Genomic DNA, 21,420 nt, shown 5'->3' on the forward strand with positions numbered 1-21,420 from the left:
CGGATGAATCGGAAATTTCCCGGCCAATCTCGGAGCACGGCAAATGGCCTCACACCCCGGAGACGGCAAAGCTTGCGGCCCCGGTCAACCGACCGGCATTCGCCAACCCTCGATGAGTGAGCACCCTCATGAAAAAGCTTTGCCTCCTGATCGCCGCCTGCGCCGTCCTCGCCGCCTGCGACAAGAAACCCGAGCCGACCTCGCAGACCGCTGTGCCCGCAGCCGCCACCCAGCAAGCCAAGCCTGCGCCGCAACCTGAAGCCGCGCCGGCGGAGCAGCCCGCACCGGCTTCCACCGAGGAACAAGCCACTCCGGCAGAGCAGCCAGCCGCCGAACAGGCCGCACCGCAAGCGCAACCCGAGACCGCCGACAAGCCGGCCGAGAACAAGCAGCAGTAGGATTTCACCCGGCTTTACAGCGCATTCCAGCCAGCCGCCGCAGGGCGGCTGGTTGATTCAGGGGCGCAGTTGGCTGAGGTAAGCGGCCAGCGCCTTGATGTCGTCATCGCTGAGTAGCCCGGCTACCGCCAGCATCGGCGAGCCAGCCCGGCTCGGGTCCTTGTCACGGTAGCGCTGCAGCGCGTGGGTCAGGTATGGCCTTGGCTGCCCGGCAATGCGCGGGAAGCCATCACGGCCCATCGCCTGGGCGCCATGGCAGGTCACGCAGACCGTGGCGAAACGCTGGGCACCCTGCTCGATCTCCGTCGCGTCAGGCACGGCTTCCGTGCGTGGCAGGACCTCCTGCTGGCTGAAGTAGTAAGCGATATTCACCCGCTCGTTGAGCGTCAGCAGCTTGGCCGCCTGGTTCATCACGAAGTCGGTGCGCTGGCCGTCGACGTACTTCTCGAAGGCATCGAACAGGTACTGCGGATTCTGCCCGGCCAGGTTGGGGATGTAATCGCGCTTGCTGTTGCCGTCCTTGCCGTGACACTTGCTGCACAGCAGGATGCGCTCCTCGGCGGCCGCATAGGCCTGTTCGCGCTTGGCCGGGTCCTTCTCCAGGGCAGCAAGCCGATCCATCATTTCCGATGACTGCGCCAATGCCTGGGCGCTCGCGCACAGCAGCACCCACCACAGAACGACTCTCCCCATCACCGCACCCTGGTCAGTTTTCCCAGCGTCGACGCTAATGGGTTTCTGAAGGAAGTTTCCGACGCAGATCAAGCAAACGATCCGTCGGGATAAACCTGCGGGCAAAAAAAGGGGGAGCATCGTGCTCCCCCGTGGGACTGAACCTTAAAGACCCGTCTGTCCTTGGTCAGCCTTCAATTTCAACCAGGATCTCACCGGGGTTGACCCGGTCGCCCTTGGCTACGTGGATGGCCTTCACGGTGCCGGCGATGCCCGCCTGCACTTCGGTCTCCATCTTCATGGCTTCGGTGATCAGCACGGCCTGGCCGGCCTTCACGCTGTCGCCTTCCTTCACCAGCACATCGACGATGTTGCCCGGCATGGTGGTGCTGACATGGCCCGGCTCGCTGGCGTGCTTGCGCTTGTTGCCGCCGCCGCCGACGAACTCGTTGAGCGGCTCGAACACCACTTCTTCGGGCATGCCATCCACCGACAGGTAGAAGTGGCGCTTGCCGTCGGTCTTCACGCCGACGCCGGTGATGTCCACGCGGTAGCTCTCGCCGTGCACGTCGACCACGAATTCGGTCGGTACGCCCTCACCGCCGGCAGCGGCGACGCCCTTGCCGTTGGGGATCGGCAGCAGCTCTTCGGGTTTCAGGGTGCCGGCGGCACGCTCCTCGAGGAACTTGCGGCCGATGTCGGGGAACATGGCGAAGGTCAGCACGTCCTCTTCGGACTTGGCCAGGCTGCCAATCTCTTCGCGCAGCTTGTTCAGCTCCGGCTTGATCAGGTCGGCCGGGCGCACGTCGATGACTTCCTCGTTGCCGATGGCCTGGCGGCGCAGCTGCTCGTTGATCTTGCCCGGCGCCTTGCCGTAACGGCCCTGCAGGTAGAGCTTCACCTCGTTGGTAATGGTCTTGTAGCGCTCGCCGGCCAGCACGTTGAAGAACGCCTGAGTGCCGACGATCTGCGAGGTCGGGGTGACCAGGGGCGGGAAACCGAGGTCTTCGCGCACGCGGGGGATTTCCGCGAGCACTTCGGGCATGCGGTTCAGCGCGCCCTGTTCCTTGAGCTGGTTGGCCAGGTTGGAAATCATCCCGCCCGGTACCTGGTTGACCTGCACGCGGGTATCCACGCCAGTGAACTCGCTCTCGAACTGGTGGTACTTCTTGCGCACGGCGTGGAAGTACATGCCGATTTCCTGGATCAGCTCCAGGTCCAGGCCGGTATCGAACGGGGTGTCGCGCAGGGCGGCGACCATGGATTCGGTGCCCGGATGGCTGGTGCCCCAGGCCATGCTGGAGATCGCGGTGTCGATGCGGTCGGCGCCGTTTTCCACAGCCTTGAGCTGGCACATGCTGGCCACGCCGGCGGTGTCGTGGGAGTGCACCACCACGTCCAGCGGCAGCGCCTCTTTCAGCGCCTTGACCAGTTGGCCGGTGGCATACGGAGTCAGCAGGCCGGCCATGTCCTTGATGGCGATGGAGTCCACGCCCATGTCGGCCATGGCCTTGCCCTGGGCAACGAAGGCCTCGATGGTGTGCACCGGGCTGGTGGTATAGGCAATGGTGCCCTGGGCGTGCTTGCCAGCAGCCTTCACCGCTTCGATGGAGACGCGCAGGTTACGCACGTCGTTCATCGCGTCGAAGATGCGGAACACGTCGATGCCGTTGACCGCCGCCTTGGCAACGAAGGCACGGACCACGTCGTCGCTGTAGTGGCGGTAGCCCAGCAGGTTCTGCCCGCGCAGGAGCATCTGCAGACGGGTGTTGGGCAGCGCGGCCTTGAGCTTGCGCAGGCGCTCCCACGGGTCTTCCTTGAGGAAGCGTACGCAGGCGTCGAAGGTGGCGCCGCCCCAGACTTCCAGCGACCAGTAGCCGACCTTGTCGAGCTTGTCGCAGATGGGCAGCATGTCCTCGGTGCGCATCCGGGTCGCCAGCAGCGACTGGTGGGCGTCGCGCAGGATGGTATCGGTGACGGTGACTTTCTTGGCAACGGTCATGTACGTGATCCTCACAGGCCAGCGTGGGCGGCAATGGCGGTAGCGATGGCGATGGCCAGGTGCGACGGGGTGCGTTTGATGGAGTACTGGGTCAGTTCCGGGTGGCTTTCGACGAAGCTGGTGTTGAACTGGCCGTTACGGAATTCCGGGTTCTTGAGGATTTCCTGGTAGTAGGCCGCAGTGGTCTTCACGCCCTGCACGCGCATGTCGTCCAGCGCACGCAGGCCGCGGTCCAGCGCCTCTTCCCAGGTCAGCGCCCAGACCACCAGCTTCAGGCACATCGAGTCGTAGTACGGCGGGATGGTGTAGCCGGTGTAGATCGCCGTGTCGGTGCGCACGCCGGGGCCGCCGGGCGCGTAGTAGCGGGTGATCTTGCCGAAGGACGGCAGGAAGTTGTTCTTCGGGTCTTCGGCGTTGATGCGGAACTGCAGCGCGAAGCCGCGGTGGATGATGTCTTCCTGCTTCACGGACAGCGGCAGGCCCGACGCCACGCGGATCTGCTCGCGGACGATGTCGATGCCGGTGATTTCCTCGGTGATGGTGTGTTCCACCTGCACGCGGGTGTTCATCTCCATGAAGTACACCTCGCCATCGGCGAGCAGGAACTCCACGGTGCCGGCGTTCTCGTAGCCCACGGCCTTGGCGGCGCGCACGGACAGGTCGCCGATGTAGGCGCGCTGCTCGGGGGTCAGCTGCGGGCTGGGGGCGATCTCGATGAGCTTCTGGTTGCGGCGCTGGATCGAGCAGTCGCGCTCGAACAGGTGCACGGTGTTGCCGAAGGAGTCGGCGAGAATCTGTGCCTCGATGTGCTTCGGATTGACGATGCACTTCTCGAGGAAGACCTCCGCGCTGCCGAAGGCCTTGGTGGCCTCGGAGATCACCCGGGGGAAATTCTGCTCCAGCTCTTCGCGGCTGTTGCAGCGGCGGATACCGCGGCCGCCGCCACCGGAGGTGGCCTTGAGCATCACCGGGTAGCCGATGCGCTCGGCTTCGGACAGGGCTTCGGCCAGGTCGGCGACGTTGCCTTCGGTACCGGGAGTGCAGGGCACGCCGGCGGCGATCATGCTGCGGCGCGCCTCGGTCTTGTCGCCCATGCGGCGGATGACTTCCGCGGACGGGCCGATGAACTTGATCCCGCGCTCGGCGCAGATATCGGCCAGCTCGGCGTTCTCGGAGAGGAAGCCGTAACCGGGGTGCAGGGCGTCGCAACCGGTTTCCACGGCCAGGTTCACCAGCGCCCGCGGGTTGAGGTAACCCGCCAGCGGGTCGGCGCCCAGGCTGTGCGCTTCGTCGGCACGCTTCACATGCAGGGCGTGGCGGTCGGCGTCGGAATAGACGGCCACCGAACGAATGCCCATCTCGGCGCAGGCGCGCACGATCCGGACAGCGATCTCCCCACGGTTGGCGATCAGGATTTTCTTGATCACTGCGGCTTTCCCTCGGCCCGGGCCTTGTGGACCCCGGCGTAAAGACCAATCGGCAGCCCCGTTCAGGCAGCTGGATTCTCTTGTGGATATTCGTGGCCGGAGCGGGTTCCGGCGTGTTTTTACCCTAGCGCGGGAGGGAGGATTAACCAAAATCAATAATTATTGGGGTAGCCATAAAGAATGCTTTATAGTCGCTGGAAAATGTCGCCATCGAGCAGGCTTCTATGCGTAAGTCATTGATGCGTATGACCCTTCGCCAGCTGCAGGTTTTCCGCGCGGTGTGCGAAAGCCGTTCCTACAGCCGCGCCGCCGAGGAAATGGCCCTGACCCAGCCGGCGGTCAGCCTGCAGATCCGCCAGCTCGAAGAACTGGTCGGCCAGCCGCTGTTCGAGTACATCGGCAAGAAGCTCTACCAGACCGATGCCGCCGACGCCCTGCTGCGCGCCACCAACGACATCTTCCAGCGCCTGGAAGTGCTGGACATGAACCTCTCCGACCTCAAGGGCTCGCTGCAGGGCCAGTTGCGCCTGGCGGTGGAATCCAGCGCCAAGTACATCACCCCGCACCTGTTCGCCGCCTTCCACGCGCAACACCCGGACGTCAGCCTGAACCTCACGGTGGTCAACCGCGCCCAGGTGATCAAGCGCCTGTCGGACAACCGCGACGACCTGGTGATCATGTCGCTGGTGCCGCAGGACATGGCGCTGGAGTTCCTGCCGTTCCTGAACAACCCGATCGTCGCCGTGGCGCCGCCGGACCACCCGCTGTGCAACGCCGCCAAGCTCTCGCTGAAGGACCTGGAACCCTACCCGTTGCTGATCCGCGAGCCCGGCTCGGGCACGCGCAAGGCCTGCGAGGAGCACTTCCAGCAGAAACGCGCGCACTTTGCGCAGACGCTGGAATTCGCCTCGCTGGAGGGGTCACGGGAAGGGGTATTGGCGGGACTGGGACTGGCGCTGCTGCCACGCCATGCGGTGAGCCGCGAGCTGCAGTCCGGGCTGCTGCACGAACTGCCGGTGGAAGAGCTGCCGCTCTACCGCAGCTGGTGTCTGGTACATGCCCGCGGCAAGCGCCTGAGTCCGGTGGCCCAGGCGTTCGTCGCCTTCATCCGTGAAGAGCGGGCGCTGATCAGCCAGCTTGCCGAACGCTTCGCCGGCCCGCCTTCGCCGAAGTGAGGTAGGCGGCCGCGATCAGGTCAGGGTAATCGGAGGTTTCGAGGGCGAGGCGCTGGGCCTCCATGCGGTCCTCGATGGCGCGACGGAACTGCATGCGCCGCTGGTCTTCGAGCTTGCGGCGGGTCTTGCTATCCACTTGGAGCTGGGTGTCGTCGATATGGCGGGGCATCTCGCATCTCCCAAGGCCTAAGGGCTGGAGACGCCAGCATGCTGGGGGCGGATGACGGTTTGACGACGCGGCAATGAAAGCGGCGGTGACGCCGACGAGCGGTCGGCGGCACCGTTACGGCCGAATCAGGACGCCTCTTCCGGCCGCTCTTCGTGGTTCTTTACCACCTTGGGCGACAGGCGCAGGCTGCGCAGACTGCGCTTCACGCTCTTGAGGTGGTTCACCAGGTCCGGGCCGCGGGCCATGGCCACGCCCATCGCCAGAACGTCGATCACCACCAGGTGGGCGATGCGCGAGGTCAGCGGGGTGTAGATGTCGGTGTCTTCATGCACGTCCACCGCGAGGTTCACGGTCGCCAGGTCCGCCAGCGGAGTCTGGCTGGGGCACAGGGTGATCAGCGTGGCGCCGGCTTCGCGCACCAGGTTGGCGGTCACCAGCAGGTCCTTGGAGCGGCCGGACTGGGAGATGCAGATCGCCACGTCCGAAGGTTTCAGGGTCACCGCCGACATGGCCTGCATGTGCGGGTCGGAATACGCCGCCGCCGACAGCAGCAGGCGGAAGAACTTGTGCTGGGCATCCGCCGCCACCGCGCCCGACGCGCCGAAGCCGTAGAACTCGACACGCTGGGCGTGGGCGATGGCCGCGATGGCGCGCTCCAGGGCGTGAGTGTCGAGGTGCTCGCGCACTTCCATCAGCGAGTGCAGGGTGGTGTCGAAGATCTTCAGGCTGAAGTCCGCCACCGAGTCGCTCTCGTTGATCGAGAACTGGCCGAAACTGGCGCCGGCGGCCAGGCTCTGCGCCAGCTTGAGCTTGAGGTCCTGGAAACCGCTGCAGCCGATGGCGCGGCAAAAACGCACGATGGTCGGCTCGCTGACGCCGACACCATGGGCGAGGTCCGCCATGGAGCTGTGCATGACCGATGCAGGGTCCTGCATCACGTGATCGGCAACCTTGAGCTCCGACTTGCGGAGCAGATGACGCGACTGGGCAATGTGCTGCAAAAGGTTCACAGGGATGGGCTCGGTGATAGTTGTCTGAAATTTATGTAGTCTTGTTGTAGTTATACTACAAAACTACTCGCCAAGCCCAGGGAATAAGTCGTTGAATATGCCCGCCAGCCTTAGTCTTCCCAGTTCCTGCGACATCCTGGTATTCGGCGGCAGTGGTGACCTGGCCCTGCACAAGCTGCTTCCGGCGCTCTATCACCTGCACCGGGAGAATCGCCTGCCGGCCGACACGCGGATCTTCGCCCTCGCCCGCAGCAACCGCGACAATGCCTCCTACCTTGCCCTTGCCGAGCGCAACTGCCGGGTGCAGGTGGCGCGCAGCGACTTCTCCGCCGAAGCCTGGCGCAGCTTCGCCCAGCGCCTGCAATACGTCGCCATGGACGCCTCGCAGAGCGCCGACTTCGGTCGCCTGGCCAAGGCCCTCAAGCGCACCGAAGGTCGCGTGCTGGTGCACTATCTGGCCACCACACCGAGCCTGTTCGCGCCCATTGCACAGAACCTGAAGATCGCCGGCCTGGCCGGGCCGCTGGCGCGCATCGTGCTGGAGAAGCCGCTGGGCCATTCGCTGGAATCGGCGGTGGCGATCAACCAGGCCATCGGCGAGGTGTTCGACGAATCCCGCGTGTTCCGCATTGACCACTACCTGGGCAAGGAAACTGTGCAGAACCTGATGGCCCTGCGCTTCGCCAACACCCTGTTCGAGCCGGTATGGCGCAACGGTTTCATCGATCACGTGCAGATCACCGTCAGCGAAACCCTGGGCGTGGAAAACCGCGGCGGCTATTACGACCATGCCGGGGCCATGCGCGACATGGTGCAGAACCACCTGTTGCAGTTGCTCTGCCTGGTGACCATGGAAGCGCCGGTGCGCTTCGATGCCGAGGCGGTACGCAACGAGAAGGTAAAGATCCTCCAGGCGCTCAAGCCGATCACCGGGCAGGACGTGCAGGACAAGACCGTGCGCGGCCAGTACACCGCCGGACACATTGGCGGACAGGATGTTCCGGCCTACTGGTTCGAGAAAAACGTCGACAACGACAGCGATACGGAGACCTTCGTCGCCGTTCAGGCGGAGATCGATAACTGGCGCTGGTCTGGCGTGCCGTTCTACCTGCGCACCGGCAAGCGCATGGCGAAGAAGTGCTCGGAGATCGTCATTCAGTTCAGGCCGGTCCCCAACAGCCTGATCGGCAACGGTGCCGGCGCGGCCAACCGTCTGTGGATAAGACTGCAGCCCGAAGAACGCATCAGCGTGCAACTGATGGCCAAGGCCCCCGGCAAGGGCATGCAGCTGGAACCAGTGGAGCTGGACCTCAACCTCGCCCAGGCTTTCAGCATCAACAAGCGCCGCTGGGACGCCTACGAACGCCTGCTGCTGGACGTGATCGAGGGCGACTCGACGTTGTTCATGCGCCGCGACGAGGTGGAAGCGGCGTGGAGCTGGGTCGACCCGATCATCAAGGGCTGGCACGAGCACTACCAGAGCCCACGCCCCTATCCGGCCGGCAGCAACGGACCGGAGCAGGCGCAGACGCTGCTGGAGCTGCAGGGACGGCGCTGGCTGGAGTGATAGGGCTCCTACAGGATCAAAGGCCCCCTCACCCTAACCCTCTCCCGCAAGCGGGAGAGGGGACCGTTCGGTGGAGGATGAAGCCTTGGCGTCAGCCGGTACGGACGGCTCCCTCTCCTTGGGGAGAGGGCTGGAGCGAGGGAATGCGCTGGCACCGCGTGGCCGACAGAAGACCGTTACTCTTGCATACATCGGACGTACCGAATTCTGGCGCGATCCGTTGACCTCGCTCAGCACGCGCAGCCCGCGGACTTTCTAGAGTGGCAGCCTTTTTCCCACTACCCGCCGCATTGCCATGTCCCGCACTCCGTTTGCCCCTGAACTGCTCTGCCCCGCCGGCTCGCTGAAAAGCCTGCGCCACGCCTTCGCTTACGGCGCCGACGCCGTCTACGCCGGCCAACCTCGCTACAGCCTGCGGGTGCGCAACAACGAGTTCGACCACGCCAATCTCGCCACCGGCATCAACGAAGCCCATGCCCTGGGCAAGCGCTTGTACGTGGTGGTCAACATTGCCCCCCACAACGCCAAGCTGAAAACCTTCCTGCAGGACGTCGAGTCGGTGATCGCCCTCGGGCCGGATGCGCTGATCATGTCCGATCCCGGCCTGATCATGCTGGTTCGCCAGCATTTCCCCGAGATTGATATTCACCTGTCGGTGCAGGCAAACGCGGTGAACTGGGCCAGCGTGGAGTTCTGGCGCCAGCAGGGGCTGAAGCGGGTGATCCTCTCCCGCGAGCTGTCGCTCGAAGAGATCGGCGAGATTCGTGAGCGCGTGCCGGGCATGGAGCTGGAAGTCTTCGTCCATGGCGCGCTGTGCATGGCCTACTCCGGGCGCTGCCTGCTGTCGGGCTACATCAACCGCCGCGACCCCAACCAGGGCACCTGCACCAACGCCTGCCGCTGGGAATACCAGACCCACGCCGCCCACGAAGACGAGCTGGGCCTTGCGGTGCGCAACGTCGAACCGACCCTGGGCATCGGCGCACCGACCAAGGAGATCGTCCTGCTCGAAGAGGCCAACCGCCCCGGCGAGCTGATGGAGGCCTTCGAGGACGAGCACGGCACCTACATCATGAACTCCAAGGACCTGCGCGCCATCCAGCATGTGCAACGTTTGACGCAGATGGGCGTGCATTCGCTGAAGATCGAGGGCCGCACCAAGTCCCACTACTACGTCTCGCGCACGGCCCAGGCCTACCGCAAGGCGATCGACGACGCCGTCGCCGGGCGCGCCTTCGACCTCGGCCTGATGGACACCCTCGAATCCCTGGCCCACCGCGGCTACACCGAGGGCTTCCTGCGTCGTCATGTGCATGACGAGTACCAGAATTACCAGTACGGCCACTCGCTCTCCGAGCGCCAGCAGTTCGTCGGCGAGTTCACCGGCGAGCGGCGCAACGGCCTGGCCGAAGTGCGGGTGAAGAATCGCTTCGAAGTGGGCGACAGCGTCGAGCTGATGACCCCGGCCAGCAACCGCACCTTCCGCCTGAATGCCATGGAGAACGCCCGTGGCGAGTCAATCGGCGTCGCGCCGGGTGATGGCCATCTGGTGCATATCCCGGTGCCCGGGGAACTGGACCTGCAGTACGCCTTACTGATGCGTAACCTGAATGGCGGAACCACACGGGATGCTCGCGAAGCGACGGCCGACGGATGCGCGAACGAGTGCGGCAAGTGTGGGTGTGGTGGCGGTTGATTTAGCTGCAGGAACCGCGAGCTTGGTTAGTCACCTGCACCACTCTCACGGGTTCTGCAGGAACACCACATACCCCCTGAACCACCGGCTCTGCGCCAGGTAATCCGGCGCCTGCCATTCCCCGTACTGCGCCAGCCCGATGCGGAAGGGCAGTTGCAGGCGCGCCACGCGCGGCAGGTAGGCCTGGTAGTTGGGAATGGTCGTGCGTCCCTGGTAGGTCTGCACCACTACTTCGTCGACGACGCCGGCCAGGCGATTGATGGTCTCCGGTGCGCCATTGCTGCCCCAGTCCATCAGCCCGGTGATGCTCAGCTTGCAGTCCTCGGGCAGGCGCGTGCGCAGGTCCTGGAGGAAGTCGACGTACTCGTCCAGGTAACGCGTGCGCGCATCGAAATCGATCTGCACGCCCACCACCGGGTTGCCCGCCGCGCGCCAGCGGCGCAGCTGGGACAGCAGGGTGCGGTAGATGTCCTCGCTCCAGCGCAGGGTGTGGGCGCGGTAGACCACCCAGACCTCGCCCTGCTTCAGGCGCGGAATGGCGATGCCCTGGGCGATCAGGCGGGCCTGGCCTTCGCGCTGGCGCGGCGCGCTGACCTGCCCCTGCAGGACGTAGAGCGTGCGAGCCTGGGCCAGCACTGGCTGGGGCGCGACGCCGCTCCAGAGCCAGAAGGCATCGTGGTCCGCGGCGTCCACGCCGGCCGCCGAGGCGTTGCCCGCGAGCAGCGCCAGCGCCAGCACCACGGCCCGGCGCACCAGGATTACCAGTAGTACTTCAAAGACTTCGCCCAGGGCGTGGCGGAGTACTGGCCCTTGAGCGTGCGGAACCACTGCTTGCGCTGCACCGGGGCAATGTCCTGGCTGCCGCAGCCATTGAAGCCGCTGGGCGCGAAGCAGTTGATGGCGCGGAACAGCGCGTACGCGCGGTCCTCTTCCACCGCCTGCTTGTCGGCGATGACCTTGAGGTAGCCGTCCATGCGCGAGTAGGGCGTGCCGGGGAACAGCGACTCGCCCCCGCCCAGTTCGCGCTCGCTGGGCTGGGTGTCGAGGGGGAAGCCGTCCAGGCCGTTGCGCAGGATGAATTCGCCCAGGCAGTTCAGCGCCTTGGGCGGCTGCGGAGATTGCAGCAGGTCGCGGGCGACGTCGACGATCGCCGGGCACTCGTAGCCGCTGTCGTTCTTGCCGCCGGGCCACTGGAACAGCGACAGCGGCATGCTGCCGTAGAGGTAGCCGATGCTGGCGCCCAGGGGCTTGCCACTGCCATCGGTGGGCAGCAGGGAGAGGTCGTCGATGTAGGCCTGGTACTGGCCATGCAGCAGGTCCTTGTAGAGCAGGGCGAACAGCGCGGTATCGCGCTCTTCCACGGAGACGCTGGTGGATTTCGCCTGCTGGCGCAGCAGTTCGGGCCCCGCGATGTGGCGCAGGAGGATTTCGCGGATGATCGGCGTGTGCACCGGCGAGCCTTCGGCGAACACCTTCACCAGGCGGTCGCTGCGCTCATAGTTGAAGGCCAGGGCCAGCTCCAGCTGGTCGCGCTGCAGCGGCTGTACCGCCTGCGGCAACAGGCGCAACCAGAGTTTCTCGGCGGCGATCCAGTCGTTGCCGGCCTCGAGGGCGAAACCGCGCAGGACCTGCTGGCTGAAGGCAAGGTAGTCGAGCTTGGCGGGCGGCTCTTCGGGCAGCGACTTCAGCGCCTCGACGGGCTTTTCCTCGACATAGAGCTGGTAGGCCGCCGTCAGGTAGTCGTGCAGGCCGGGGTTCTTCGCGAAGAGGTCCTTCTGCGCGGCCAGTCCCGCAGCGTCCAGGGCGCGGGGCTCGCTGGGCTCGTGGTGGCGCATCTGCATCAGATCGAGCACCGCCAGCAGACGCGCATCCCGCACGTCGGCCGGGTGCGCGGTGACCAGCAGCTTGTTGTCGACTTCCTGCACCAGTTGGGCGAGATCGTCGGCATCCTCGCGGGCGAACAGCTCGGCGTACTCGCCGGCCAGCCGGCCTTCATCGCTCATCAGCCAGTAGACACGCCGCGTCAGGCCCTTGGCCGAGGCGCCGTAGCGGCCTTGTGGATAAGCCTTGAGGTAGTCGCCCAGCGCGGATTCGGCCTGGACGAGGATCTTCTTGTCGACCTTGCGCAGATCCGGGTAGCCCATCTCGTCGAAGGCGTTCTGCTGCGCCTGGTTGAGCAGCGCACGGGCGACCATGTAGCGCGAGGTTTCCTTCAGCCAGGCCTGGTCGCTGTCCTGCAGGCTACGGAAGGATTTCAGCGCGTCGGCGAAGCGCCCGCTGTAGAAGTCCGCCGCACCCTTGAGGTAAGTACGGTAGGCCTTGGCCGGGGCGCTCTGCAGGTCGCCCGGCAGCAGCACGCTGAGCTGGGTTTCGTCCCACTGGCAGGCACCCAGCAGGGTCAAACGCGCCCGGGCCAGGCCCTGGCGCTCGCCGGCGGTGAGGCTGTCGGCCAGCAGCAGCTGGCTGAGGAAGTCCTGGGCGGTGAGCGGATTGTTGCTGCGGCAGCGGCTGCCTTCGCCGCTGGCGAAGCTGTCGGCGGAGGACTGCACGGTATCCGCCGGCAGGCCGATGCGCGCGGCAAGATCGGCCAGGGACGCGGTGCTGGTGCTGTCGGTCGCGTCTTCCGGAGCCGCGCCGTCGAGCCAGCGGGCCAGCGGGAAAGGCACCTGGCCGTAACCCAGCTGCTGCTCGTCGTCGGTCAGCGCGCGGTTGGGGATGCTGGCCTGGCCGGCATCGGCCAGCAGCAGTTGCAGATTGACCCGGCTGTCGTTGCCCGGACTCAGGAAAGGCAGGCTGTTGCACACGTCCAGCGTGTCGCGCTTGAGGTTCCAGCTCGGATAACAGGAGTCGTCGCTGCTCGCGCGCGCCTCCTGCACGCCGAGGCAGCCGGTGATCAGGGCCAGCAGGGTCAGTCCGTACAGACGCATGAATGATCCTTGTCCGTTGGAGCCCGCACGCCGGGCCGGAATTCAGAGCAGGAAGAATCTTACCTCGCCGCGCCTGGTCTTGCCCGCCTGCATGGGGGCAAGACTGTAAAAGCGATCTACCGCACAGCAGGGCCTGCGACACGTTGTCCAGCTGATTCCTTCTTTGTTCCGGCTCAAAGAAGGAATTTGCCGACCGGGTATTTCTTCTCCCAACGACAGATCGTCGAATACGGAGAGTTACCCATGCTTGATCAGGAAGAGATTTCGCTTTCCCGCCGCACCCTGCTGGCCGGCGCCGTGGTTCTGGGCGTCACCGGCAGCATGCTTGGCAGCGGCACGGCAATGGCCGACGGGGAGGCAGCGCCGAAGAACATGGGGCCGGCCGTGGACCTCTCGAAGCTGGAGCACGTCCAGGTCGAGCTGGTTGCGCCACCCTTCGTCCATGCCCACGAGCAGCGCGCCAAGGGCAAGCCCAAGGTCGTGCAGTTCCGCATGGTGATCGAGGAGAAGAAGCAGGTCATCGACGACGACGGCACCGAGATCCACGCCATGACCTTCAATGGCTCGGTGCCCGGGCCGATGATGGTGGTGCACCAGGACGACTACCTGGAACTCACCCTGGTCAACCCGGCGAGCAACACCCTGACCCACAACATCGACTTCCATGCCTCCACCGGCGCCCTGGGCGGCGGCGCGCTGACCATCATCCAGCCCGGCGAGGAAGTGAAACTGCGCTTCCGCGCCACCCGCCCCGGCGTGTTCGTCTACCACTGCGCACCGGGCGGCGCGATGATCCCCTGGCATGTGGTCTCGGGCATGAACGGGGCGATCATGGTGCTGCCGCGCGACGGCCTGAAAGACCGCGACGGCAAGGCGCTGAAGTACGACAAGGTGGTCTATATCGGCGAGCAGGACTTCTACGTCCCGCGCGACAAGGACGGCAACTTCAAGCGCTATGGCACGCCCATGGAAAGCTACAACGATATGCAGCAGGTCATGAAGGGGCTGATTCCCAGTCACATCGTGTTCAACGGCAAGGTCGGCGCCCTGACCGGCAAGAATGCGCTCAAGGCCAAAGTCGGCGAGACCCTGCTGATCGTCCACTCCCAGGCCAACCGCGATACCCGCCCACACCTGATCGGCGGCCATGGCGATCACGTCTGGGCCACCGGCAAGTTCAACAATCCGCCGGAAGAGGACCTGGAAACCTGGTTCATCCCCGGCGGTGCGGCCGGCGCGGCGCTGTACACCTTCCTCCAGCCGGGCCTGTACACCTACCTCAACCACAACCTCATCGAAGCGGTGCTGCTGGGCGCCGCAGCGCATATCCAGGTCGAAGGCCAATGGAACAACGACCTGATGAGCCAGATCCAGCCGCCCACTGCGATCAAGTAGGCCCCGAGGCCGGCCCATCCGGGCCGGCCCCTTCCCAGCAAACGATAACGACGACCGGGCAGACCATGCGCAAGACCATCCTGATCGGCGTACCCGTCGCGCTGCTGCTGGGCGGGGCTTTCCTCCTGCTGCGGCCACAGTACGCAGCGGAACTCGCACCGCAAACCGTGAGACTCGAACCCCGCGACTTCGACTTCCGTCCGGCGGGCGACTACTGGCTGGAGAAACAGGCAGTGGACGCGCCTTCGCGGCGAGAACACCTCGCCCCGCGCTTCGAAGTCATGAAATTCCAGGTCAGCCAGGGCGAGTACGCCCGCTGCGTGGCCGAAGGCGATTGCCTACCGCTGGACAACAGCGCTCCCCGCGACGACCTGCCTCTCACCGGCGCCAGCCTGCTCGATGCGCAGCTCTATGCCGACTGGCTGTCCAGACGCACTGGCCAGCAGTGGCGGCTGCCGACCGATCGCGAGTGGGCCTTCTTCGCCGGCTCGCGCTGGGCCGACGATGCCCTGCGCATCGACGACGACGATGGCAGCAACCCGGCCCGGCGCTGGCTGGCGCGCTACCGCCTGGAAGCACAGACCCGCACGAGTGCCTCGGCGCTGCCCCAGGTGCGCGGCAATCACGGGCTCAATGAATACGGCGTGGCCGACCTGGGCGGCAATGTCTGGGAATGGACCCAGAGCTGCCATCAGCGGGTCAACCTCGACGCCCGCGGCGCACAGACCGAACGCGCCGAATACTGCTCGATCCGCATCGCCGAAGGTCGCCACCGGGCGGCGATCAACGATTTCGTCCGCGATGCCCGCGGTGGCGGCTGCAGCGCCGGGCAACCACCGGACAACCTCGGCTTCCGCCTGGTCAGGGACATCCCTTGATTCCCCTCAAGTTCCGCCACGGCCCTTAGCCGGTATGCTGCGGCGAACTGACGGGAATCATCGCCGTGACCGCCAATCTCTCGCTCCACCGCGCCTGGCTGGGCAGTTTGCCGCCCTTCGCCAACAGCAGCCGCGAGGAACAGGACGACATCCTCCGCCAGGCCAGCATCCTGCGCCTGGTCAGCGGCGCGGCCGTGTTCGAGCAGGGCGCGCCGGCGAGCAACTTCTACCTGCTGGTGCACGGCCGCCTGAAGGCCACCCAGCTCACCGGCGATGGCCAGCGGGTGCTGGTGCGGGTGGTCAATCCGGGCGACCTGTTCGGCTTCGTGCGCGCCCTGGGCCTTAGCAGTTACCCCGCGACCGCCACCGCCAACCGGGACAGCCTCGTGCTGGCCTGGCCCACCAGCCAGTGGGAACCGCTGCTGGCCCGCCACCCCGGTTTCGCCCTGAACACCGTCCAGGCCATCGGCGAGCGCCTGCAGGAAGCCCACGTACGTTTCTGCGAGCTGGCCACCGAAGAGGTCGAACGGCGCGTCGCGCATACCGTGCTGCGCCTGGTGCAGCAGTCCGGCCGAGCGGAAGCCGACGGTATCCGCATCGATTTCCCGGTGACCCGCCAGGACATCGCCGAAATGACCGGCACCACCCTGCACACCGTCTCGCGCATTCTCAGCGCCTGGGAAGAGCGTGGTCTGGTGCGCGGTGGCCGGCAGAAGCTGCTGGTGTGCAACCCGCAGCAGCTGATGCGAGTGGCCGGTGGCGACGAGCGGGAAGTGCTGGTCGAGGACGCTTGACTGCAATCAAGGAGCTTGGCGCGCGCCCTTCCCTAGACTGACCGCCTCCCTGCCAAGATTGACGGCCACCACGACTGCGGCCGCCATACCCCACTCCGCCCGAGGCCAGCCATGACCGATACCCTCATCGAGCGCACCCTGAGCGACCTGGCCTTCAGCCTGCCGGGCAGCTGTGCGCTGTTCCACGACTACAAGCTCGACTTCTGCTGTGCCGGCCAACGCAGCCTGGGCGAGGCCGCCAGCGAGCAGGGCCTGGACGCCCGGCGCATCGCCCAAGAACTGCAGGCGCTGCCACCGGCCAATGAGCAGACCGACTGGCGTCTGACCAGCAACGACCAGCTCATCGACCACATCCTCGAGCGTTACCACAAGGTCCACCGCGAGCAATTGCCGGCGCTGATCCCGCTGGCCGAACGGGTGGAGAAGACCCACGCCGCGCACCCGCAGTGCCCCGCCGGCCTGACGGCGCACCTGAAGACCATCCAGGAAGAGCTGGAATGGCACATGTGCAAGGAGGAGAGCGTGCTCTTCCCCTGGCTGCGCCAGGGCATCCCGCTGTCCCACGTGCAGGGCCCGATCGGCGTGATGCGCCATGAGCACGACGAGCACTCGCAATCCCTCGCCGTGCTGGCCGACCTGACCGACGACCTCACCGTGCCAGCGGACGGCTGCAACAGCTGGCGGCGTCTCTACAGCGGCCTGGAAGAACTGCGTCGCGACCTGATGCAGCACATCCACCTGGAGAACAACCTGCTGTTCCTCGGCGCCAACCACCCGGCCTGAGCGCCGGACCGGGAGCCAGGAGGGCGACCAGTGACAGCTTGCCTCACCACGCTGCCCGGCGGCATCGCGCATACTGGCGGGATTGTCCCCGCCCAGGAGCGCCCCGCCATGCAAGCGCATCGCGTCCACCACCAGATTCTGTGCGGCCACCACCTGTTCAACGTGCTCAACGAGGAACAGCTGGAGCAGTTGCTCGCCACCAGCACGTTGCTCAACCTGGAGAAGGGCGACAAGCTGTTCCTCCAGGGCGAGCCGGCCCATGCCTTCTACTTCGTGATTTCCGGGGCGGTGAAAATCTACCGCCTGACGCCGGAAGGACAGGAGAAGGTGCTGGAGGTGGTCGGCAGCCGGCAGACCTTCGCCGAAGCCATGATGCTGATGGATACCCCCGACTACGTGGCCTCGGCCCAGGCGCTGGAGCCCACGCAGGTCTACCGCTTCGCCAACCGCACCTACATGGAGCTGCTGCACAGCAACCCGCAGCTGCCCTTCTCCCTGCTCGCCACCCTCTGCGTACGCCTGCACCGGCGGATCAACGAGATCGAAACGCTGTCGCTGAAGAACTCCACCCACCGCGTGGTGCGCTACCTGATCACCCAGCTCAATCGCCAGGGCAGCGAAATCAACCGCTTCGAGCTGCCGATGGCCAAGCAACTGGTGGCCGGGCACCTGTCGATCCAGCCGGAGACCTTCTCCCGCGTGCTGCGGCGGCTGATCGACGAAAAGATCATCGACCTCGACGGGCGCAACGTGCAGGTACTCGACGTCGCGCGGCTGGAACAGTTCGAGTAGGTCCATGCGCCAGTGCCTGTATTGCCAGCACGAGAGCCCCGAGGACGCTGCCGATTGCCCGCAGTGCGGGATGCCTCTGCCGCTTGATCAGGAACTGGCAAAGCAGCGCCGGCTGAAGCGCTTCGCCTGGTACTGCGCGATGCTCGCGGTGTTCTGCGCGGCGATGATGGTCTGGCTGCCGCGCTGAGGCCCGCTCGCCTGCTTTTCGTAGGACCGCGGGGAGCGCCTAGCCCTTGCTCGCGAACCTGGCCCCGCTGCGGGATTCGGTTCGCGAGCAAGCTCGCTCCTACAGAATGTGCCATCAGCCCCGTAGCTTCGTAGGGCGCATAACGCCCAGGCGTTATCCGCCGTGGCGGATAAAGCGTTCCGCTTCATTCGCCCTACATTCCTTGCTGGTCATCCCTGGCGACGGGTGAGTTGCCGATACAGCTGCGGCAACTGCACCGGCAGCTGCGCCGGGTCGTTGAGCAGCAGGTAGCCCTGGCTGCCGAACAGGTGCGGCAGGTAATCCGCGGCCTCGCGATCGATGGTGATGCAGAACGGCACCAGTCCGGCGCGACGGGCTTCCAGCACCGCCTGGCGGGTGTCCTCGACGCCATAGCGTCCCTCATACAAATCCAGGTCGTTGGGCTTGCCGTCGGTGAGGATCAGCAGCACGCGCTGGCGTTCCTTGCGCTCCAGCAATAACTGCGTGGCCCGGCGGATCGCCGCGCCCATGCGTGTGTAATAGCCAGGACGCAGCGCGCGGATGCGCCCGCGCACGGTGTCGTTGTGGCGCTCGTCGAAGGTCTTCAGCTGGGTCAGGCGCACCTGCTGCCGGCGCAGTGAGGAGAACCCGTACAGGGCGAAACGATCGCCAACTGCCTGCAGCGCCTCGCCGAAGAGCAACAGGCTGTCGCTGATCAGGTCGATGACGCGGTGGTCGTTGTCGATATGCGCGTCGGTGGACATCGACAGGTCCGCCAGCAGCAGGCACGCCAGGTCGCGGCGAGTCTGCCGTCGCTCAAGAAACAACCCCGGCTCGCTGCAGGCGCCCAGGCGTCGTTCGACGCTGAAATCCAGCCAGGCCTCCAGGTCCAGTTCGGCGCCCTGGGGTTGCCGGCGCAGCCACTGCGGCTGCTGGCGCAGGCTTTCGAACTGCCGGCGCAGCCGCCGCGCGATGGGCGCCAGAGCGTCCGGCAGCGGCGCCGGCACGGCATCGCGAGGCAGCATCGGCTGCAGGCAGACGTGGTCTTCGATCAGTTGCCGGCGGCGGTAATCCCATTCCGGCAGGCGGATGCCCTCGCCCAGCGGCACGTCGTCGAAGTCGGCGGCGGGCAAATCGAGATCGAGCTTCAACCCGCCGCCCTTCTTCTGCCGTTGCCGGGACAGGCTCAGGTGATCGAGGTCGTCGGCAACCTTCGCTGCATCGAGGTCTTCGCTGTCATCGCCGGCGCGATCCAGTTCGATGTGCTCGGACCAGCTGAACAGATTCTCCAGACGGAACAGCAGCAGACCGCCACGGCCGGGGTCCTGTTCGACACGCTCGGCACGCTTGCGCGCCAGGCCCTTGGCTTCGCTGTGGGCGGAGCGGCCCTGCTCGGCGCCATCGATCAGGTCGGTGTGCTGCGGCGCGGCCAGGCGCTGCGGCGGGTAGAGCCACAGCGGCACCGGCCAGGGCGCCTTTTCACTTCGGGGCAGACGTTCGATGCTGCCCGGATCGCGCAGCGCCTGTTGCAGCGCCAGCTCCAGCTCGGCTTCGGCAGGCGGCAGCGTGCCCGGGTCAGGCCTCAGGCTGAGCAGGGCGTTCACCATTCGGTGATAGCGCGGGCGCAGCAGTGGGTAACGCTCCAGCACCGTTCGCGTCCAGGCCTGGTTATCACGGGCCCAGTGGCGCATCGGCTGGCCGTGGGCGGCGAGCAGCGCCAGCCAGCGGTAGAGTTCGCGGTTCAGCTCGGCGTCGGGGAACACCGCCAGTTGCGCGGGCAGGCGCAGGGAATCGGCGTCGAACCAGGCCACCGGCAATTGCTGGCAGGTCCCGGCGACCTGTTGCAGCAGGCTGCGGCGTACCAGCAGCTCACGGGCACTGGCCGCCTCCACGCCGACCCCGGCTTCGCCGCCGGTGCCACGGAACAGCAACAGCAGGCTGCGCCGCACCTCCTCCAGGGCCACTGCCGCCTCTTCGAACTCCGGGCTGGCGCGGCGGGTGATGAAGCGGTGCCAGGCGCGGCCGAAGCCTTCTTCGATTTCGAGGTGGATGGTCATGACGCCCCCTGCAGAACGAAAAAGGCCCGCCGCAAAGCGGACGGGCCCGGGTTGGCGAGATCGATCAGCCCACCTGTGCCACGCCGGAAGCGACAGCCATACGACCGCGCTGACGGAAGCTCAACAGGTAGCAGATCAGCCCGATGAAGAAGCCCACACCGGAGTACAGGCGCAGCCAGAAGAAGATCTTCAGCTGCTCGACCGTGGCCATGAATGGCATGGCAGCGCCATCGGCTGGCATGCGCTGCAGCCAGACCTGGACGATGCCGGCGGCGGTGAGCATCAGGGTGATCAGCAGCATGGAGATGGTCATCAGCCAGAATCCCCAGATCTCCAGGCTCTGCGCACGGGCATCAGGCGCTTCGCCGATGCCCCGCAGGCGCGGCATGGCGTAGCTGATCATGGTCATCACGATCATCGCGTAGGCGCCGTAGAAGGCCAGGTGCCCGTGGGCGGCGGTGAGCTGCGAACCGTGGGTGTAGAAGTTCACCGGGGCCAGGGTGTGCAGGAAGCCCCACACGCCGGCGCCGAGGAAGGCGGTCACGGTGGTGCCCAGCGCCCACAGTGCGGCGGCCTTGTTCGGGTGCTCGCGACGGCGGCGGTTCACCATGTTGAAGGCGAACAGCACCATGGCGAAGAACGGCAGCGGCTCCAGCGCCGAGAAGATCGAACCCAGCCACAGCCAGACCTGCGGCGCGCCGATCCAGAAGAAGTGGTGGCCGGTGCCGATGATGCCGGTGATCAGGGCCATGGCGATGATCACGTAAAGCCATTTCTCCACGACTTCGCGGTCGACGCCGGTGATCTTGATCAGCACGAAGGCCAGCATCGCGCCCATGATCAGTTCCCACACGCCTTCCACCCACAGGTGCACGACCCACCACCAGTAGTACTTGTCGCGCGACAGGTTCTCCGGGTTGTAGAAGGAGAACAGGAAGAACACCGCCAGGCCCACCAGGCCGGTCATCATCACCACGCTGACGGCGGTCTTGCGGCCTTTGAGCATGGTCATGCCGATGTTGAAGAGGAAGCCCAGCGCCACGACCACGATGCCCATCTTGGTGATGGTCGGCTGTTCGAGGAACTCCCGGCCCATGGTCGGCAGCAACTCGTTGTGGGTCAGCCTGGCGAGACCCGCGTACGGCACCAGCAGATAGCCGAGGACGGTCAGCACGCCGGCGATGGCGAAGACCCAGAACAGCACGATGGCCAGTTTCGGGCTGTACAGCTCGCGGTCGGCCTCTTCGGGGATCAGGTAGTAGGCCGCCCCCATGAAGGCGAACAGCAGCCAGACGATCAGCAGGTTGGTGTGCACCATTCGTGCGACGTTGAACGGGATGGCCGGGAACAGGAAGTCACCGACCACGTACTGCATGCCCATGATCAGGCCGAAGACGATCTGCCCGACAAAGAGCATCAGGGCGAACACGAAGTACGGCTTGGCCACCGACTGCGAGGCGAATTTCAGATAGGGATTGCCCGGGGTCATGC

19 protein-coding genes are annotated in these 21,420 nt (G+C 65.8%); 10 read left to right on the forward strand and 9 right to left on the reverse strand.

Features of this window, described 5'->3' with window-relative positions:
* Nucleotides 1-128: 128 nt before the first annotated feature.
* The gene (locus A9513_RS00945) at nucleotides 129-398 is read left to right on the forward strand and encodes a hypothetical protein (RefSeq protein WP_024766122.1); all 270 of its coding nucleotides are present in this window, start codon (nucleotides 129-131) and stop codon (nucleotides 396-398) included.
* 57 nt (nucleotides 399-455) lie between these two features.
* On the opposite strand, the gene A9513_RS00950 is transcribed toward A9513_RS00945, so the two are convergent.
* The 3 genes from A9513_RS00950 to A9513_RS00960 all read right to left on the reverse strand — a co-directional run bounded on the left by A9513_RS00950 (nucleotide 456) and on the right by A9513_RS00960 (nucleotide 4,499).
* Nucleotides 456-1,091 carry a cytochrome c gene (locus A9513_RS00950; RefSeq protein ID WP_024766121.1) on the reverse strand — a complete coding sequence of 212 codons (636 nt, stop codon included), beginning with the start codon at nucleotides 1,089-1,091 and terminating at the stop codon, nucleotides 456-458.
* Nucleotides 1,092-1,257: 166 nt separating this feature from the next.
* A complete protein-coding gene (gene oadA, locus A9513_RS00955) occupies nucleotides 1,258-3,072 on the reverse strand; it encodes a sodium-extruding oxaloacetate decarboxylase subunit alpha (protein WP_065083734.1) in 1,815 nt (604 codons plus the stop codon).
* Between the two features lie 11 nt (nucleotides 3,073-3,083).
* A complete protein-coding gene (locus A9513_RS00960; protein ID WP_024766119.1) occupies nucleotides 3,084-4,499 on the reverse strand; it encodes an acetyl-CoA carboxylase biotin carboxylase subunit in 1,416 nt (471 codons plus the stop codon).
* A gap of 239 nt (nucleotides 4,500-4,738) precedes the next feature.
* On the opposite strand from A9513_RS00960, the gene A9513_RS00965 reads away from it, so the two are divergent.
* Nucleotides 4,739-5,674: a LysR family transcriptional regulator gene (locus A9513_RS00965; protein ID WP_024766118.1), complete on the forward strand. Its 936-nt coding sequence runs from the start codon at nucleotides 4,739-4,741 to the stop codon at nucleotides 5,672-5,674.
* Here A9513_RS00965 and A9513_RS00970 read toward each other — a convergent pair.
* Together A9513_RS00970 and hexR are read right to left on the reverse strand one after the other, a co-directional pair.
* On the reverse strand, nucleotides 5,628-5,843 hold the full coding sequence (locus tag A9513_RS00970; RefSeq protein WP_024766117.1) for a PA3496 family putative envelope integrity protein: 216 nt from the start codon (nucleotides 5,841-5,843) through the stop codon (nucleotides 5,628-5,630). The two genes, A9513_RS00965 and A9513_RS00970, sit on opposite strands and share 47 nt — an antisense overlap.
* Nucleotides 5,844-5,968: 125 nt before the next feature.
* Nucleotides 5,969-6,853: a transcriptional regulator HexR gene (hexR, locus tag A9513_RS00975; RefSeq protein WP_024766116.1), complete on the reverse strand. Its 885-nt coding sequence runs from the start codon at nucleotides 6,851-6,853 to the stop codon at nucleotides 5,969-5,971.
* A gap of 91 nt (nucleotides 6,854-6,944) precedes the next feature.
* Here hexR and zwf point away from each other — a divergent pair, with 91 nt between their 5' ends.
* Nucleotides 6,945-8,420 carry a glucose-6-phosphate dehydrogenase gene (gene zwf / locus A9513_RS00980; protein ID WP_024766115.1) on the forward strand — a complete coding sequence of 492 codons (1,476 nt, stop codon included), beginning with the start codon at nucleotides 6,945-6,947 and terminating at the stop codon, nucleotides 8,418-8,420.
* A 295-nt stretch (nucleotides 8,421-8,715) separates the two neighbouring features.
* Nucleotides 8,716-10,116 (forward strand): tRNA 5-hydroxyuridine modification protein YegQ, encoded by a 1,401-nt coding sequence (yegQ, locus tag A9513_RS00985; protein ID WP_024766114.1) that lies wholly within the window; start codon nucleotides 8,716-8,718, stop codon nucleotides 10,114-10,116.
* Between the two features lie 45 nt (nucleotides 10,117-10,161).
* Here the strand turns inward: yegQ and A9513_RS00990 are convergent, their stop codons facing one another.
* Entirely contained in the window at nucleotides 10,162-10,869 is a 708-nt protein-coding gene (locus A9513_RS00990) for a DUF3142 domain-containing protein (RefSeq protein WP_024766113.1), read from the reverse strand.
* Between the two features lie 5 nt (nucleotides 10,870-10,874).
* Nucleotides 10,875-13,043, reverse strand: coding sequence for an outer membrane assembly lipoprotein YfiO (locus tag A9513_RS00995; RefSeq protein WP_065083735.1), 2,169 nt, complete (start codon nucleotides 13,041-13,043; stop codon nucleotides 10,875-10,877).
* A 342-nt stretch (nucleotides 13,044-13,385) separates the two neighbouring features.
* Between A9513_RS00995 and nirK the strand changes: the two genes are divergently transcribed.
* From nirK to A9513_RS01025, 6 genes are all read left to right on the forward strand, one after another.
* Nucleotides 13,386-14,438 (forward strand): copper-containing nitrite reductase, encoded by a 1,053-nt coding sequence (gene nirK / locus A9513_RS01000; RefSeq protein WP_255302810.1) that lies wholly within the window; start codon nucleotides 13,386-13,388, stop codon nucleotides 14,436-14,438.
* Nucleotides 14,439-14,503: 65 nt separating this feature from the next.
* On the forward strand, nucleotides 14,504-15,316 hold the full coding sequence (locus A9513_RS01005) for an SUMF1/EgtB/PvdO family nonheme iron enzyme (RefSeq protein ID WP_065083737.1): 813 nt from the start codon (nucleotides 14,504-14,506) through the stop codon (nucleotides 15,314-15,316).
* Nucleotides 15,317-15,381: 65 nt separating this feature from the next.
* Entirely contained in the window at nucleotides 15,382-16,110 is a 729-nt protein-coding gene (locus A9513_RS01010) for a Crp/Fnr family transcriptional regulator (RefSeq protein ID WP_024766110.1), read from the forward strand.
* 111 nt (nucleotides 16,111-16,221) lie between these two features.
* Nucleotides 16,222-16,893, forward strand: a complete 672-nt coding sequence (ytfE, locus tag A9513_RS01015) for an iron-sulfur cluster repair protein YtfE (protein WP_065083738.1) — start codon at nucleotides 16,222-16,224, stop codon at nucleotides 16,891-16,893.
* Between the two features lie 108 nt (nucleotides 16,894-17,001).
* Nucleotides 17,002-17,685, forward strand: a complete 684-nt coding sequence (locus A9513_RS01020) for a Crp/Fnr family transcriptional regulator (protein ID WP_024766109.1) — start codon at nucleotides 17,002-17,004, stop codon at nucleotides 17,683-17,685.
* Between the two features lie 4 nt (nucleotides 17,686-17,689).
* Nucleotides 17,690-17,872 carry a hypothetical protein gene (locus tag A9513_RS01025; RefSeq protein ID WP_024766108.1) on the forward strand — a complete coding sequence of 61 codons (183 nt, stop codon included), beginning with the start codon at nucleotides 17,690-17,692 and terminating at the stop codon, nucleotides 17,870-17,872.
* A gap of 209 nt (nucleotides 17,873-18,081) precedes the next feature.
* Here A9513_RS01025 and A9513_RS01030 read toward each other — a convergent pair whose 3' ends face one another.
* Together A9513_RS01030 and A9513_RS01035 are read right to left on the reverse strand one after the other, a co-directional pair.
* Nucleotides 18,082-19,929, reverse strand: a complete 1,848-nt coding sequence (locus tag A9513_RS01030; RefSeq protein WP_065083739.1) for a nitric oxide reductase activation protein NorD — start codon at nucleotides 19,927-19,929, stop codon at nucleotides 18,082-18,084.
* Nucleotides 19,930-19,993: 64 nt separating this feature from the next.
* Nucleotides 19,994-21,418, reverse strand: a complete 1,425-nt coding sequence (locus tag A9513_RS01035) for a cbb3-type cytochrome c oxidase subunit I (protein ID WP_065083740.1) — start codon at nucleotides 21,416-21,418, stop codon at nucleotides 19,994-19,996.
* Between the last annotated feature and the right edge of the window lie 2 nt (nucleotides 21,419-21,420).

It is taken from the genome of Pseudomonas sp. AU12215 (assembly GCF_001675465.2).
GTDB classification, from domain to species: domain Bacteria; phylum Pseudomonadota; class Gammaproteobacteria; order Pseudomonadales; family Pseudomonadaceae; genus Pseudomonas; species Pseudomonas nitroreducens.